The sequence below is a fragment of the Streptococcus cristatus genome (genome assembly GCF_019685515.1).
Classification (GTDB): Bacteria; Bacillota; Bacilli; order Lactobacillales; family Streptococcaceae; genus Streptococcus.
This window is the reverse complement of sequence record NZ_JABFFN010000001.1, coordinates 263,616-280,693: the sequence shown is the minus strand read 5'-3', so window position 1 is coordinate 280,693 and position 17,078 is coordinate 263,616. Positions and strand designations below refer to the sequence as shown.

Below are 17,078 nucleotides of genomic sequence, written 5' to 3'. Positions count from 1 at the left end.
GTTCTCCTATATTCTACTGGTCCTTAGACCTATTTACTATTATATCAAAAGTTAGTCACTTAATAAAGCCTTGCGAACTAGGTTAAAGGCATGCATAACCGCGATGTGACGTACATCTGCTCGACTTCTGCCTCCAATATTAACTTTGATGACCTCAGTTCCTTGCTCCTGTGCCAATCCTATAAAGACTGTCCCAGCTGGATGCCCCTCTAAGCTATCTGGCCCTGCCACACCCGTCAAACTGACTCCGTAGTCAGACTGAGTCTTGAGTCGTGCCTGCTCTGCCATTTTTCGAGCCGTAAACTCAGAAACGACTCCGTGTTCTTTTAGCTCTTGCTCAGAAATATCCAGCATCTTGGACTTTTCCTCTAGACTGTAGGTGACAAATCCTCCATTAAAGATAGCTGACACACCTGAAAAGTCTGCTAAAGTAGCCTGAAAGAGGCCTGCCGTCAAACTCTCTGCTGCAGTAATGCTTTTCTGTCTCTTCTTTAGCTCTTCTACAACGACACTTGCTAGGCTGGTTTCTTCCCCATATCCATAACAGATGTCTCGCAGTGAATGTCCATCGAAAGTCTGGCGATTCAAGATTTGATTTTCTAGGATATCCAGCACTCGATCAGCCTTTTCTTGACTGACTGCTTTTGTGGACAAGCGCAAGGTCACTTCTCCCGTCTTGGCATAAGGCGCCAAGGTCGGATCTGTTTGATGGTCAATCAAATCCGCCAAAATAGTCACCAACTGACTCTCACCAATCCCAAAGAAACGAAGCACTCGTGAGTATAACTTGGTACCAGTCATTAACTTGGGTAAGAGTTGATTTAAGACCATAGGTTTCAATTCACTAGGTGGTCCTGGAAGGACTACGTAGGTCACGCCATCTACTTCCGACACCCCTCCTACTGCTAAACCAGTCTCATTTGGTAGTGGGGTCGCCCCTTCTACAATTTGGGCTTGCCGCTCATTATTTGGTGTTCGCGCATAGTCTGGCCTTTGGGCAAAAAAGATATCTAGTTTTTCCTGCGCTTGAGGATTAAACTCTAGATTTTTTCCCAAAAATTTAGCCAGAGTTTGTTTGGTCAAATCATCCTCGGTTGGTCCCAAGCCCCCTGTCAAGATCACAAGATTACTACGTTGACTCGCAATCTCAAGCAAGGACAAAAGACGAGCTTCATTGTCTCCGACAGCTGTTTGAAAATAAACATCTACCCCGATTTCGGCTAGTTTCTCTGATAAAAACTGAGCATTGGTATTGACGATCTGCCCTGTTAAAATTTCTGTTCCGACAGCAATAATTTCTGCTTTCATTTTTCCTCCTATTTATCTATTCGAATTTTTTTGAAAAAATCGCAGGAAATTTCCTACGATTTGATTCTTTGTTTTATTCTACCTCTTCGTTTGAAGCGTTAGTACTGGTCGAAGGTGCTGTCCGACCAAAGGCTGTTTCGTACAGTACCGCATTGGTTTCCAATTCTGTCACTGGCTCTTTACCTAGTGAACTACGCAAGAGATTTTGCATTTCGAGCATATGTTCTGAAGTGACAATCTGATAAGAAATCCCTTGTATCTCAGCATCTTCCCCACGCAATTGATGCGTTTCGATATTCTTAAAAGAATCTTGATAGCCGAGCAATTGTGGAATGCTCTTAGCTGATAAGTCCACATTGGTCTGCATGTTGTCACTCAAAGCTTTTAAAATCCCTTGATAATGACTCACACTGTTCAGACTCAAAACCTTCTCTACGATTTTTTGAATGACTTCACGTTGACGTTTTTGACGCCCATAGTCTCCTTCAGGATCTTGGTAACGCATCCGTGAATACACCAAGGCTTCCTCACCATTCAAGTTTTGTTCCCCAACACCAATGGAAATCTTATTAAACTCTTCTTGGTCAGTGATAGAAATTGGAAAACCAAGTGTATTGTTGACGGTGATCCCACCAACTGCATCCACCAATTGCTGAAGTCCCTGCATGTTAACCATCACATAGCGGTCAATGTGGATATTCATCATCTTTTGAATAGTAGAAATTGCAAGTTCCGCACCACCATTAGCATAGGCCGCATTGAGTTTGGCTTCCTGAACTTGACCATTTCCATTCTCGATCTTAGTCAGAATATCCCGTTCCAAACTCATCATAGTGGTTTTCTTTGTTTTGGGATTAACCGTCAGGAGTATCATAGAATCACTATTTCCTGCCCACGGATCTGTACGTTCCGAATTTCCCGTATCTACCCCCATTAGGAGAATCGTTAAAGGCTCAGTTGCTTCTATAACGTTGGTTTCTTCACCAATTTTTTTGTAAGTTTTTTGACTCAGGGTTGCAGTCCCCTGCTGATAGATTGTGTAGGCATAAATTCCTACACCTACAACTGTTACGGCCAGGAAACCTAGCACCATTCCAATTAATTTTTTGATCATCTTGTTATTCATCTATCAATTTGCCCATCAGACAAACATCTAAAAATATCCCTTCTGCTAAATAGGCTCCTCTTTCTTGCAAGCCTTCTATGATAAATCCCATTTTTGAATAGAGGTGGATAGCAGCCTCGTTTCGTTTTTGTACACTGAGTTGCAAGCGGCGCAAGACACCACTGGCTTTAGCCCACTCGATGCCTTCTTCTAGGAGTATTGTAGCCAAGCCTTGGTTCCAAAATTTCTTGCGAACTGCTAGAAAAACATCTCCAATATGCCGAACTCTTAAATGTTGATCCGCTGTGATATTTAAGATACCTGCAATCTCATCATTCAGTAAGGCGAGGAGAGTAATTTGATTCTCCGATGCAGCTTGTTTTTCGATAAAAAGAGCCATTTCAGACGCTGTCATCATGATACCATTTTCATCTAGGCTAGTGAAGTCTGTCTCTTGACCGACACAATCTAAAAATGCAATCAAAGCTGTAGCATCTGAAGTCTCTGCCTCACGAATGCACAACTCATACTCCATCATGAAGCTCCTTGATGAGTTGTTCAGCCCGAGGGCCATGAGCCGTAAAATGAAGACAACGACCCTCAGCTTCTTTCAAAATTTCCAATTCCAAATAGGAATCTGGTAAATCCTCACCCAAAAGATGCCCCCACTCAATAACGGTCACACCGCCACCAAAGAGAAACTCATCCAAGTCAATAGAATCAGCATCTCCTTCGATACGGTAGACATCCAAATGGTAAAGCGGCAGACGCCCTTCATACTCTCTCACGATAGTATAAGTTGGACTTTTAATCATCTGACGGATATCCAAACCCTTGGCAATACCTTTTGTAAAGGTTGTTTTACCCGCACCCAACTCTCCCGTCAAAATCAGAACATCGTCTTTTTGGAGCAAATGACCTAATCTTTCTCCGAGAGCTAGAAGCTCTTCTTCATTTTTTGTGTACATGTTACTATTATACCAAAAAGTTTCCTTTTGTGTGAATTTTCTTTATAGACTTACTATGCTAAATTTATAGTTCTCCTTGCCTTTCTCAGAAAAAGGTAAAAATACAAATAACAAATAAAACATCGCGAATCACATGTCCGTAAAATGAAATTTCCCTTTGCACGGATTTTGGAAAGAGGAAACGCGCACATAAAAAACCGAGACCGATATAAAGGAGAATGGAGGAGATCGTTACGGGATTTCTCAAGAAAATAATCGTGCCTAAAACGGAAATCACAACCGTTCTCTTCTTGTTGAGATGGTTGTCCATATCCCGAATATATTTATCAAAAGGTAAGAAAATCCATAGATCTACTCCCAGCAAGAAAAAGAATGAAGGCAAAAAGAGGTCAACTAGATCCTGCTGAAGCTCAGTACCAACTTGGATACTTTCTGATAAAATGAAACAGCTGGCTAAAAGATTGATGATTAAAAGAAGATTATGGATAAGCTTCACTTTCTCTGCAGAATGCAAAATACTATGACTTTTCTGACCCAAAGTATGGAAGTAATTAATCCCAGCACAAAAACCAGAAACTCCCACTATGAGAATTAAAAAATAGACATTTTCTTCTCTTAAGGATAAAAATGATTCCTTCCACAATAAACAACTTCCAAATAAAATTTGAGCGACAGCTAATAATAATAAAACACGAATTGATTTCATCATTTCCTTTTCTTCCTCCATATAAGAAATTATACTCTGGCAGGATTAGAAAATGATAAATGACTTCCAAAATGTCACATTAGGACGCTGAACGGTACAAAAAACAGTTCCGTCATTCACAGAACTGTTCTCTTCTAATCTAATCCCTAAACCAGAGGGCGATTTCTCGTTTAGCTGACTCTTCTGAATCTGATCCATGTACCACGTTTTGAATGGCTTGATTTTCTCCTGCTGCCTTAGCAAAATCTCCCCGGATAGTTCCTGGTAGAGCCTCTTCTGGACGAGTGGCCCCCATCATGTCACGCCAGCTTTCAATTACCTTTGGTCCTGAAATGATTCCCACAATTATTGGACCTGAGGTCATAAATTGACGGATAGGAGGATAAAAACTTTTTTCAACCAAGTCGCGATAGTGTTGGTCAATCAAATCTTCTGAAACGGTTGAACGTAACTCTAATTTTTCGAGTTTGAAACCACGTCGCTCAATTCTTTTCAAAACCTCGCCAACTAGACCTCTCTTCACACCATCTGGCTTAATGATAAAGAATGTTTGTTCCATATAAATCCCCTTGTCATTTTAGTTCTTCTATTCTACCACACTTTATGGAAAAGTGGGAAAATTTTCTGAAACAAAGCAAAGAGAACCCGAAGGTTCTCTTATTTGCTTTTATTCTACAGTTTCTTCAGATTGGATTTCCACCGTTTCATCTACTGGAGCAAGTTCTGTCTCTTCTTGTTCAGGAGCCAGATATTCTGCGTCATTGATTGCCTGTGGTTCAAGGTTACGGTAGCGAGCCATACCAGTACCTGCTGGGATGATCTTACCGATGATAACATTTTCCTTGAGTCCAAGGAGATGGTCTTTCTTACCGCGGATGGCTGCATCTGTAAGGACACGAGTTGTTTCCTGGAAGGAAGCCGCTGACAAGAAACTGTTTGTTTCAAGTGAAGCTTTGGTGATTCCCATAAGGACTGGGCGACCAGTCGCTGGAACTCCACCGGCGATAAGGACTTCTTTGTTCGCATCTGTAAAATCGTTGATGTCTAAAAGGGTACCCATGAGAAGATCTGTATCACCTGGATCCATGACACGGACTTTACGGATCATTTGACGAACCATAACCTCGATGTGTTTGTCTCCGATTTCTACCCCTTGGCTACGGTAAACTTTTTGGACTTCACCGAGAAGGTAAGTTTCAACTGACAAGACATCACGAACAGCAAGGAGATGTTTTGGTTGGATAGAACCCTCTGTCAATGCTGCACCACGAGAAACTTGGTCTCCAACTTCAACACGCATACGTGCTGTAAACGGAACGACATATTCACCTTCGCCAGTTTCACCCTTAACAAAGACTTTCTTAGTACGAGTTGATGCGTCTTCTTCGATAGCTGTAACTTGTCCCTTGACCTCTGTAATAACCGCTTCCCCTTTTGGATTGCGGGCTTCAAAGATTTCTTGGACACGAGGAAGACCTTGAGTGATATCGGTATTTGAGGCAACCCCACCCGTGTGGAAGGTACGCATTGTAAGTTGTGTACCAGGTTCCCCGATAGATTGGGCAGCGATTGTACCAACTGCTTCACCAACTTCAACCGCATCACCAGTCGCCAAGTTGATACCGTAACAGTGACGGCAGACACCATGACGAGTGTTACATGTAAATACGGAACGGATAGTCACTTCTTCCACACCAGCATTGACAATCTCGCGCGCCTTGTCTTCTGTGATTAACTCATTTGGACCAATGATGACTTCGCCAGTTTCTGGGTGTTTAACAGTTTTCTTAGTATAACGACCATTGAGACGTTCTTCGAGAGACTCGATCATCTCTTTTCCTTCTGCGATAGAGCGGATTAAGAGACCACGGTCTGTTCCACAGTCGTCCTCACGGATGATAACGTCTTGGGCAACGTCAACCAAACGACGAGTCAAGTAACCTGAGTCGGCTGTCTTAAGGGCCGTATCGGTCATACCTTTACGCGCACCGTGAGTTGAGAAGAACATTTCGAGTACTGACAAACCTTCGCGGAAGTTTGAAAGGATTGGCAATTCCATGATACGTCCGTTCGGAGCGGCCATCAGACCACGCATACCGGCAAGTTGTGAGAAGTTCGAGATGTTACCACGGGCTCCTGAGTCCATCATCATAACGATTGGGTTCTTCGGATCTTGATTATCGATCAAGCGTTTTTCCAATTTCTCACGAGCTGCACGCCATTCAGCTGTAACGGCATTGTAACGTTCATCATCAGTGATCAAACCACGACGGAACTGTTTTGTGATTTGTTCTACACGCTTATGAGATTCTTCAATGATTTCAGCCTTGTCTTCAACCACTGGGATATCAGCAATCCCCACTGTCAATCCAGCAAGTGTTGAATGATGGTAACCTAAGTCTTTCAATCGGTCCAAGAATGCAGAGGTTTCTGTTGTACGGAAACGTTTGAAAATCTCAGCGATGATATTTCCAAGGTTTTTCTTCTTGAATGGAGGATTGAGTTCAAGGTTGCGAATGGCTTCCTTGATATCGCCACCTAGTGGCAAGAAGTATTTAGCTGGAAGCCCTTCTGTCAAGTTCGCATTATTTGGCTCTTGCAAGTAAGGTAGACCCTCTGGCATGATGTCGTTGAAGAGGATTTTACCAACTGTTGTCAGCAAGACCTTGTGTTTTTGCTCTTCTGTCCATGGTTTGTTGAGGCTGTCTGTCGCGATACCAACACGTGAGTGGAGGTGAACATAACCATTGCGATAAGCCATGACAGCTTCGTCACGATCCTTGAAGACCATTCCTTCACCTTCACGACCAGCTTCTTCCATAGTCAAGTAGTAGTTACCCAAAACCATGTCCTGAGATGGAGTAACAACTGGTTTACCATCTTTCGGGTTCAAGATGTGCTCAGCAGCAAGCATGAGGATACGAGCTTCTGCTTGAGCTTCTTCTGAAAGCGGTACGTGGATGGCCATTTGGTCCCCGTCAAAGTCGGCATTGTAGGCTTCACAGACAAGTGGGTGCAAGCGAAGGGCCTTACCATCAATCAAGACAGGCTCGAAGGCTTGGATACCCAAACGGTGAAGGGTCGGTGCGCGGTTCAAAAGCACTGGGTGTTCTTTGATTACTTCTTCGAGGATATCCCAGATACGCTCATCTCCGCGTTCTACCAAGCGTTTAGCTGCTTTGACGTTTTGTACGATATCACGCGCAACGATTTCACGCATAACAAATGGTTTAAAGAGCTCAATCGCCATTTCACGTGGCACACCACATTGGTACATCTTAAGAGTTGGACCAACGGCGATAACGGAACGTCCTGAGAAGTCAACACGTTTACCGAGCAAGTTTTGACGGAAGCGTCCTTGTTTACCTTTAAGCATGTGGCTCAATGATTTCAATGGACGGCTACCTGGTCCTGTGATTGGACGACCACGACGGCCATTATCAATTAAAGCGTCAACCGCTTCTTGAAGCATACGCTTCTCATTTTGAACGATGATACCTGGTGCATTCAACTCAAGCAAACGAGCCAAACGGTTGTTACGGTTAATCACACGACGGTAAAGGTCATTCAAGTCAGATGAGGCAAAACGGCCACCATCCAACTGCAACATTGGACGGAGATCTGGTGGAATAACTGGAAGGATGTTGAGAACCATCCATTCAGGTTTGTTCCCAGACTTGTAAAAGGCATCCAAAACATCCAAACGACGGATAGCTTTGACACGTTTTTGTCCAGTAGCTGTTTTCAACTCTTCTTTGAGTTCAGCAATTTCTTTTTCAAGATCTACTTGTTTCAACAGGTCTTGGATGGCTTCGGCACCCATCTTGGCAACGAATGATCCATAGCCATACTCACGCAAGCGCTCACGGTATTCGCGCTCTGTCATGATAGACTTGTGCTCAAGTGGTGTATCCTTAGGATCAATCACCACATAAGCCGCAAAGTAGATAACTTCCTCGAGGGCACGAGGGCTCATATCAAGGGTCAAGCCCATACGGCTTGGAATCCCCTTGAAATACCAGATGTGAGATACAGGAGCTTTCAACTCGATGTGCCCCATACGCTCACGACGAACTTTTGTACGCGTTACTTCAACCCCACAACGGTCACAAACAATCCCTCTGTAACGAATGCGTTTGTACTTACCACAAGCACATTCCCAGTCTTTAGTAGGACCGAAGATGACTTCGTCAAAGAGTCCTTCACGTTCTGGTTTCAAGGTACGGTAATTGATTGTTTCAGGTTTTTTGACTTCTCCATAAGACCATGAACGGACTTTGCTTGGAGAAGCTAGGGTGATTTGCATACTTTTAAAACGATTTACATCAACCACTATTTCTTCCCTTTCTATTCTAAGTGAACTGCTTATTCTTGTTCAGCAGTTTCTTCTGTTGCTTCCGCTTTTGTTGCTTTCTCAGCCTCTTCAGCTTCAAAGGCTGCTTTAGCCTCTTGGGCTGCTTTTTCGCGGGCTTTTTCAAGGTCATCTACGTGGATGACATCTTCGTCCATTCCTTCATCCAAGTCACGAAGTTCCACCTCTTGATCATCTTCGTCAAGGACACGCATGTCAAGACCAAGAGATTGCAATTCTTTCACAAGAACTCGGAAGGATTCTGGAACACCTGGTTTTGGAATTGGTTTTCCTTTTGTAATAGCTTCATAAGCTCTCAAACGTCCGTTGATATCGTCAGATTTGTAAGTCAAGATTTCTTGAAGAACATTTGACGCACCATAAGCCTCAAGAGCCCAAACCTCCATCTCACCGAAACGTTGTCCACCAAACTGAGCTTTACCTCCAAGTGGCTGTTGAGTAACGGTTGAGTAAGGTCCGACTGAACGCGCGTGCAATTTATCATCAACCATGTGGTGGAGTTTGATCATGTACATGACACCAACTGATACACGGTTATCAAATGGCTCACCAGTACGGCCATCGTAAAGGATTGTTTTAGCATCGCTGTCCATACCTGCTTCTTTAACGGTTGACCAAAGGTCTTCAGAACTTGCTCCGTCAAAGACTGGTGTTGCGATGTGGATACCAAGAGTACGTGCTGCCATACCAAGGTGGAGTTCCATAACCTGACCGATATTCATACGTGATGGCACCCCAAGTGGGTTCAACATGATGTCGACTGGAGTTCCGTCTGGAAGGTAAGGCATGTCTTCTACAGGAACGATACGAGAGACAACCCCTTTGTTTCCGTGACGCCCGGCCATCTTATCTCCGACCTTGATCTTCCGTTTTTGAGCGATGTAGACGCGAACCAGCATGTTAACGCCTGATTGCAACTCATCTCCATTTGCACGTGTAAAGATCTTAACATCACGAACGACACCATCGGCACCGTGTGGTACACGAAGAGAAGTATCACGCACTTCACGAGACTTGTCTCCGAAGATAGCGTGTAAGAGACGTTCTTCAGCTGAGAGGTCTTTTTCACCCTTAGGTGTGACTTTCCCTACAAGAATATCCCCTTCTTTAACTTCGGCACCAATACGGATAATTCCCATTTCGTCAAGGTTTTTAAGGGCATCTTCCCCAACGTTTGGAATTTCACGAGTAATTTCTTCAGGCCCAAGCTTTGTATCACGCGTTTCTGATTCGTATTCTTCGAGGTGGACAGATGTGTAGACATCGTCTTTGACCAAGCGTTCGCTCATGATAACGGCATCCTCGAAGTTGTAACCTTCCCAAGTCATGTAGGCAACGATTGGGTTTTGTCCAAGCGCCATTTCCCCTTTTTCCATAGAAGGTCCGTCAGCGATAAAGTCGCCTTTTTCAACGATGTCCCCAACTTTAACAAGGGTACGTTGGTTGTAGGCAGTGCCTGAGTTTGAACGACGGAATTTTTGAACATGGTAGACATCTAGGGAACCATCTTCACGGCGAACTTCTACCTTGTCCGCATCTGCGTAGGTAACTTTACCGTCATGCTGAGCAATAACCGCAGCTCCAGAGTCGTGAGCTGCTTGGTATTCCATACCAGTACCAACGTAAGGTGCTTTTGGATCAATCAATGGCACAGCCTGACGTTGCATGTTGGCACCCATGAGGGCACGGTTGGAGTCATCGTTTTCCAAGAAAGGAATACATGCAGTCGCAACGGCAACTACCTGTTTTGGTGACACGTCCATGTAATCAACCACTTCTGCTGGATACTCTTGGTTGACCCCTTGGTGACGTCCCATGACAACTTTCTCAGCAAAAGTACCATCTTCGTTCAATTTTGAATTAGCCTGTGCTACAGTAAATTCATCTTCTTCATCGGCTGTCAACCAAACGATTTCGTTTGTGACTACACCAGTTTCACGGTCAACCTTACGGTATGGTGTTTGAACAAATCCATACTTGTTCAAGTGACCGTATGATGACAAGTTATTGATCAAACCGATGTTAGGTCCTTCAGGTGTTTCAATTGGACACATACGACCATAGTGAGTGTAGTGCACGTCACGTACTTCATATCCAGCACGGTCACGAGTCAAACCACCAGGCCCTAAAGCTGACAAACGACGTTTGTGAGACAACTCAGAAAGTGGGTTGTGTTGGTCCATGAACTGGGACAATTGTGAAGAACCAAAGAATTCTTTGATCGCAGCTGTCACAGGGCGGATGTTGATAATTTGTTGCGGTGTTAAAACTTCATTGTCCTGAACAGACATACGTTCACGGACATTACGTTCCATACGAGAAAGTCCAAGACGTACTTGGTTAGCAAGCAATTCACCAACTGCACGGATACGACGGTTTCCAAGGTGGTCGATATCATCCACACGTCCGATACCTTCTGCCAAGTTGAGGAAGTAGCTCATCTCTGCAAGGATATCCGCAGGAGTTACAACACGAACCTTGTCGTCTGGATTGGCATTTCCGATGATGGTTACAACACGGTCTGGGTCCGTTGGAGCAACAACCTTGAATTTTTGAAGGACAACTGGTTCTGTCAGAACAGCTGCATCGTTTGGAATATAAACGATCTTGTTCAAGTCGCCATCCAAGTGACTCTCGATACTTTCGATCACGCTACGAGTCATAACGGTGCCAGCTTCTACCAAGATTTCACCCGTTTCAGGATCTACCAATGGCTCAGCGATGGTTTGGTTGAGCAAGCGTGTCTTGATGTTCAATTTTTTATTAATCTTGTAACGACCAACGGCTGCCAAATCGTAGCGACGTGGATCGAAGAAACGTGCCACAAGCAAGCTACGTGAGCTTTCAGCAGTCTTAGGCTCACCTGGACGAAGGCGTTCGTAAATTTCTTTCAAAGCCTCGTCTGTACGAGAGTCCATTGGATTCTTGTGGATATCTTTTTCAACAGTATTGCGAACCAATTCGCTATCACCAAAGATATCAAAGATTTCATCATCACCTGAGAAACCAAGCGCACGAACCAAGGTCGTAAATGGAATCTTACGAGTACGGTCGATACGAGTATAAGCGATGTCTTTTGAGTCGCTTTCAAGTTCCAACCAAGCTCCACGGTTAGGGATAACAGTTGAGCCGTATCCCACTTTACCGTTCTTGTCTACTTTGTCGTTAAAGTAAACACCTGGTGAGCGGACCAACTGAGAAACGATAATACGTTCACCACCATTGATGATGAAAGTACCCATTTCGGTCATGATTGGGAAATCACCAAAGAAGACTTCTTGGGTCTTGATTTCGCCTGTTTCTTTATTGATCAAGCGGAAGGTTACAAAAATTGGTGCTGAGTAGCTAGCATCGTGGATACGAGCTTCTTCGAGCGTGTATTTTGGTTCCTTGATTTCATAGCCAACAAATTCCAACTCCATTGTGTCTGTGAAGTTTGAAATTGGCAATACATCTTCAAATACTTCCTTAAGACCGTGATCTAGGAAATCTTTGAATGAATCCGTTTGAATTTCAATCAAATTTGGTAAGTCAAGAACTTCTTTGATTCTTGAAAAACTACGACGGGTACGATGTTTCCCGTATTGAACGTCATGTCCTGCCAAGATGATTCTCCTTTGTAAATAAATTCCAAGCCTTGTCAATCAGGCTTTTCTAATCGTCATATGGTTTTTTAAACCCCTATCACCGTGTCCCTTTGATGAATTTTCAGAATCTTTAAATCTTTGTTACAAACACTCAAAAACCTGAAAAAAAGCACAAAAAGAGCAGCTAAATCTGACTTTTTCAGAAGATTTAACTGCTGTGAGCCTTGTCTGGACAATATTTCAGACAAAACCTACGACAAATGATTACTCGTATTATACCTTATTTAGCTAGATTTTTCAAGGTTTTTTTACTATTTTTTAAACAATCTTTTCCTATATATTATTTTAAAATTTCAAGAGAATGAAGCATTATATTTTCTCTTAAAAGTTAGGAAAACGCTTGCACTAATGTTTACCTCGTGCTATACTGATAGGGAACAACTACACAAGGAGAATTGTGATGAAAAAGATCCCATCTCAAACTGAGAAAAAAATGATTTATGGTATCCGTTCCTTGAAGAACGGAACTGGTTCTGTCCTCATTGGTGCCAGCATTGTCTTGCTTTCTGCTACAATGCCAACTATTTCGGCCAACGAAAACCTGCCTCAAACTCAGGAAAATATCAGCGCTGTGACCAAGGCCCCTACTGAGACTGAAACGAGTCAAACTCAAAAGGAAACGCCTATTTCTGAACAAAAGAATGCAAACGCTTCCCTTGATTCTAAAAAGGAAGCCCCAGCTGCGGAAACTACTACAGCGCCAGAAACACCTAAAACAGAAGATGCTACTACAAACCAGGCTGACAGCAAGGAAGAGAAAGTAAATGCCAGCACTTCAACGCCAACTTCAGATCAAAAACCACAAGCTGATACATCCTCTGAAGAACCCATCGCAGATAACCACTTCCGCATCCATGTAAAAAAACTCCCTGAAGAAAACAAAGACTCTCAAGGTCTTTGGACTTGGGACGATGTTGAAAAACCGTCTGAAAACTGGCCCAATGGAGCCAAGTCCTTTAAGGATGCCAAGCAAGATGACTACGGCTATTACCTCGATGTCAAACTCAAAAATGAGCAAGCCAAGAAAGTCAGCTTCCTTATCAACAATACCAAGGGGGATAACCTTACCGGAGACCGTTCAGTAGAGCGTCTCTCTCCAAAAATGAATGAGGCTTGGCTAGATGAAAACTACAAGGTATACAACTACCGTCCTCAGCCAGCAGGAACTGTCCGTGTCAACTATGACCGCACCGATGGCAACTACGACAAAAAATCTCTCTGGTATTGGGGCGATGTCAAGACTCCAAGCAGTGGAGAATGGCCTGACGGTACTGACTTTACCGCAACTGGAAAATATGGTCGCTACATTGATATCCCACTCAATGAAGCTGCGAGAGAATTTGGATTTTTATTACTAGACGAAAGCAAGAAAGGCGATGATGTGAAAATCAGAAAAGAGGATTATAAATTCACTGATCTAAAAAATCACAGTCAGATTTTCCTCAAAGATGATGACGAAACCATCTACACCAACCCCTACTATGTGCACGATATCCGCATGACTGGTGCCCAACACGTGGCTAAATCTCGTATCGAAAGCAGTTTTTCTACCCTAGTTGGAGCTAAGAAAGACGACATCCTCAAACACTCCAGCATCACTGATTACCAAGGAAATAAAGTGGCTATCACAGACGTGGAAGTAGATGAGGCAGGTAAAAAAGTGACTTACATCGGCGACTTCTCTGACACTCAACACCCTTACACTGTCAGCTACAATTCAGACCGCTTTACCACACGTTCAAGCTGGCGCCTCAAGGATGAGTCCTACAGTTACGATGGTCCACTCGGCGCAACTCTAAAAGAAGATGGCAAGCGGGTTGATCTCACCCTCTGGTCTCCAAGTGCTGATAAGGTTTCCGTTGTTGTCTATGACAAGAAAGACCCTGAAAAAGTAGTTGGAACTGTCGCCCTTGAAAAAGGAGAAAAAGGAACCTGGAAACAAACTCTGGATGCAAACTCTGGTCTCGGTATCAGCAACTACACTGGCTATTACTACCACTACCAAATCGAGCGCCAAGGTAAAACTGTCCTCGTTCTTGACCCTTATGCCAAATCATTAGCGGCTTGGAACAGTGACCTAGCAAAAACAGATGCCGCTCATAAGGTCGCTAAGGCTGCCTTTGTTGATCCATCCAAACTAGGTCCGCAAGACTTGACCTATGGGAAGATTCGTAACTTCAAATCGCGTGAAGATGCCGTTATATATGAAGCTCATGTGCGTGACTTCACTTCGGATCCTGCCATCGCAAAAGACTTGACCAAGCCATTTGGTACCTTTGAAGCCTTTATCGAAAAACTAGACTATCTCAAGGACTTGGGTGTGACCCACATCCAGCTCCTTCCAGTCTTGTCTTACTACTTTGTCAATGAATTGAAAAACCATGAGCGTTTGTCTGCCTACGCTTCAAGCAACAGCAATTACAACTGGGGATATGACCCTCAAAACTACTTCTCCTTGACTGGTATGTACTCAAGCGATCCTAAGAATCCAGAAAAACGTATTGCCGAATTCAAAAACCTCATCAACGAAATCCACAAACGTGGCATGGGGGCTATCCTGGACGTGGTCTACAACCATACTGCCAATGTTGATATTTTTGAAGATATTGAGCCAAACTACTACCACTTTATGGACGCAGACGGAACTCCACGTACTAGCTTTGGAGGCGGCCGTTTAGGAACAACCCACTACATGTCTAAGCGTGTCTTGGTAGACTCCATCAAGTATCTGGTTGAAACCTACAAAGTGGATGGTTTTCGTTTCGATATGATGGGTGATCACGATGCAGCTTCAATCGAAGAAGCTTACAAGGCTGCACGCGCCCTCAATCCAAATCTTATCATGCTAGGTGAAGGCTGGAGAACCTATACTGGTGATGAGAACATGCCTACCAAGCCTGCTGACCAAGATTGGATGAAACATACCGATACTGTCGCTGTCTTTTCAGATGATATCCGTAACAACCTCAAGTCTGGTTATCCAAACGAAGGGCAGCCTGCCTTTATCACAGGTGGAAAACGCGATATCAATACCATCTTTAAAAATCTGATTGCTCAACCAACTAACTTTGAAGCAGACAGTCCTGGAGATGTGATCCAGTATATCGCAGCCCATGATAACTTGACCCTCTTTGACATCATTGCCCAGTCTATCAAAAAAGACCCAAGCAAGGCGGAAAACTACGCTGAGATCCATCGTCGTTTGCGACTTGGAAACCTCATGGTCTTGACTGCTCAAGGAACTCCGTTTATCCACTCTGGGCAGGAATATGGACGTACCAAACAATTCCTTGACCCAGCCTACAAGACTCCTGTCCCAGACGATAAGGTGCCAAACAAATCTCACTTGTTACGTGACAAAGACGGCAAACCATTTGTCTATCCTTACTTTATCCATGACTCTTACGACTCTAGTGATGCTGTCAACAAGTTTGATTGGACCAAGGCTACTGATAGCAAAGCATATCCTGAAAATGTCAAGAGCCATGACTACATGAAAGGATTGATTGCTCTTCGTCAATCTACAGACGCCTTCCGACTCAAGAGTCTACAAGATATCAAAGAACGCGTCCAACTCATCACTGTCCCAGGCCAAAATGGTGTTGAAAAAGAAGACGTGGTCATCGGCTACCAAATCACAGCTCCAAACGGAGATATCTACGCAGTCTTTGTCAATGCAGATGATAAGGCTCGCGAATTCAACTTGGGAACTGCCTTTGCTCACTTGAGAAAGGCCGAAGTCCTCGCAGATGAAAACCAAGCCGGACCAGTAGGAATCGCTAAACCTCAAGGTCTCGAATGGACTGAAAAAGGCTTGAAATTGAACGCTCTCACTGCCGTTGTTCTCCGCTTGTCTCAAGGTGGCGCCATCGTCGCTCCAGCTATGGAAGAAAAACCAGAATTTGATCTTTCTAGCTTGGAAGTTGAACCAGAACAAGGCCGAGCTCAAAACCTAGCAGCAAATCCTGACACTCAAGAAACTGCTGCAGAGGCTCTTTCTCAGAAAATCCTTCCAAACACAGGAACTGAGAGCAAATCCCTTCTTGCCCTTGCTGGATTTAGCATCCTTGCCCTTCTCGGACTTGGATGGTTGATAAAAAACAAGAAAAAGCAATAACCTAGCCCTCCTATAGAAAAAATACCCCATGGTCAGAAGTATCTTCTAGTCATGGGGTGTTGTTTTTATGATACACTTATCTATCAAATCATATATTCTACACTATAGCTAGCGTCTGATAAGATACGAGCCAGGAACTGCTTGGTACGTTCTTCTTGCGGACGACTAAAGAAATCATGTGGATTGTTCTCCTCTACGATACGGCCTCCATCCATGAAAATAACGTGGTTAGCGACATCTCTAGCAAATCCCATCTCATGCGTGACGACCACCATGGTCACACCTTCTCCCGCCAACTGTTTCAGAACATCCAAAACATCTCCAACCAACTCAGGGTCTAGTGCTGATGTTGGTTCATCCAGCAAAATGACCTCGGGCTTGACGGCAATAGCACGCGCAATTCCTATTCGTTGTTGTTGCCCTCCAGATAGCTGGGAAGGGTAGTAGTCTTTGTAGGCCAGTAAACCAACTTTCCCCAAGGCAGATTCTGCACGTTTGAGCGCTTCTTCCTTAGGAACTTTACGAGCTACGATTAGGCCTTCTAGAATATTTTCCAGAGCAGTTTTATTTGCAAAGAGATTGTAGTGTTGGAAAACAAAGGCTGTTTTTTGGCGAATTTCTAGAATGTCTTTCTTGCTTAATTTGGCTAAGTCATAAGTTTTTCCTGCCAAGGTCAAACGGCCACTGTCAGCTTTTTCTAAGTGATTGAAACAACGGAGAAAGGTCGTTTTCCCCGAACCTGATGGTCCTAAGATAACAACGACATCCCCTTGATTGACCTGGAGATTGACATCCTCCAGCACCTGCCTCTCTCCAAATGTTTTTGCGATATGTTCTACTTGTAACATCCTGTCC

Annotated in this window: 10 protein-coding genes; 1 reads left to right on the top strand and 9 read right to left on the bottom strand. The window is 43.8% G+C overall.

What is annotated here, in order from left to right:
* Positions 1-51: 51 nt before the first annotated feature.
* From FOA33_RS01400 to rpoB, 8 genes are all read right to left on the bottom strand, one after another.
* Positions 52-1,308 carry a competence/damage-inducible protein A gene (locus FOA33_RS01400; RefSeq protein WP_221160395.1) on the bottom strand — a complete coding sequence of 419 codons (1,257 nt, stop codon included), beginning with the start codon at positions 1,306-1,308 and terminating at the stop codon, positions 52-54.
* Between the two features lie 73 nt (positions 1,309-1,381).
* Positions 1,382-2,422, bottom strand: coding sequence for a glycopolymer--peptidoglycan transferase LytR (gene lytR, locus FOA33_RS01395; protein WP_221160394.1), 1,041 nt, complete (start codon positions 2,420-2,422; stop codon positions 1,382-1,384).
* 4 nt (positions 2,423-2,426) lie between these two features.
* Positions 2,427-2,948, bottom strand: coding sequence for a GNAT family N-acetyltransferase (locus FOA33_RS01390; RefSeq protein WP_221161278.1), 522 nt, complete (start codon positions 2,946-2,948; stop codon positions 2,427-2,429).
* Positions 2,938-3,381, bottom strand: coding sequence for a tRNA (adenosine(37)-N6)-threonylcarbamoyltransferase complex ATPase subunit type 1 TsaE (tsaE, locus tag FOA33_RS01385; protein WP_221160393.1), 444 nt, complete (start codon positions 3,379-3,381; stop codon positions 2,938-2,940). Before tsaE ends, FOA33_RS01390 begins: the two co-directional genes overlap by 11 nt.
* A gap of 85 nt (positions 3,382-3,466) precedes the next feature.
* Positions 3,467-4,090 (bottom strand): hypothetical protein, encoded by a 624-nt coding sequence (locus FOA33_RS01380; RefSeq protein ID WP_221160392.1) that lies wholly within the window; start codon positions 4,088-4,090, stop codon positions 3,467-3,469.
* Positions 4,091-4,226: 136 nt separating this feature from the next.
* Positions 4,227-4,646: a nucleoside-diphosphate kinase gene (gene ndk / locus FOA33_RS01375; protein WP_221160391.1), complete on the bottom strand. Its 420-nt coding sequence runs from the start codon at positions 4,644-4,646 to the stop codon at positions 4,227-4,229.
* A gap of 108 nt (positions 4,647-4,754) precedes the next feature.
* A complete protein-coding gene (gene rpoC, locus FOA33_RS01370) occupies positions 4,755-8,420 on the bottom strand; it encodes a DNA-directed RNA polymerase subunit beta' (protein WP_221160390.1) in 3,666 nt (1,221 codons plus the stop codon).
* A 32-nt stretch (positions 8,421-8,452) separates the two neighbouring features.
* Positions 8,453-12,064 (bottom strand): DNA-directed RNA polymerase subunit beta, encoded by a 3,612-nt coding sequence (gene rpoB, locus FOA33_RS01365; RefSeq protein ID WP_221160389.1) that lies wholly within the window; start codon positions 12,062-12,064, stop codon positions 8,453-8,455.
* Between the two features lie 442 nt (positions 12,065-12,506).
* Between rpoB and FOA33_RS01360 the strand changes: the two genes are divergently transcribed.
* A complete protein-coding gene (locus FOA33_RS01360) occupies positions 12,507-16,223 on the top strand; it encodes a pullulanase (protein ID WP_221160388.1) in 3,717 nt (1,238 codons plus the stop codon).
* 83 nt (positions 16,224-16,306) lie between these two features.
* On the opposite strand, the gene FOA33_RS01355 is transcribed toward FOA33_RS01360, so the two are convergent.
* Positions 16,307-17,071, bottom strand: coding sequence for an amino acid ABC transporter ATP-binding protein (locus FOA33_RS01355; RefSeq protein WP_221160387.1), 765 nt, complete (start codon positions 17,069-17,071; stop codon positions 16,307-16,309).
* Positions 17,072-17,078 lie beyond the last annotated feature (7 nt).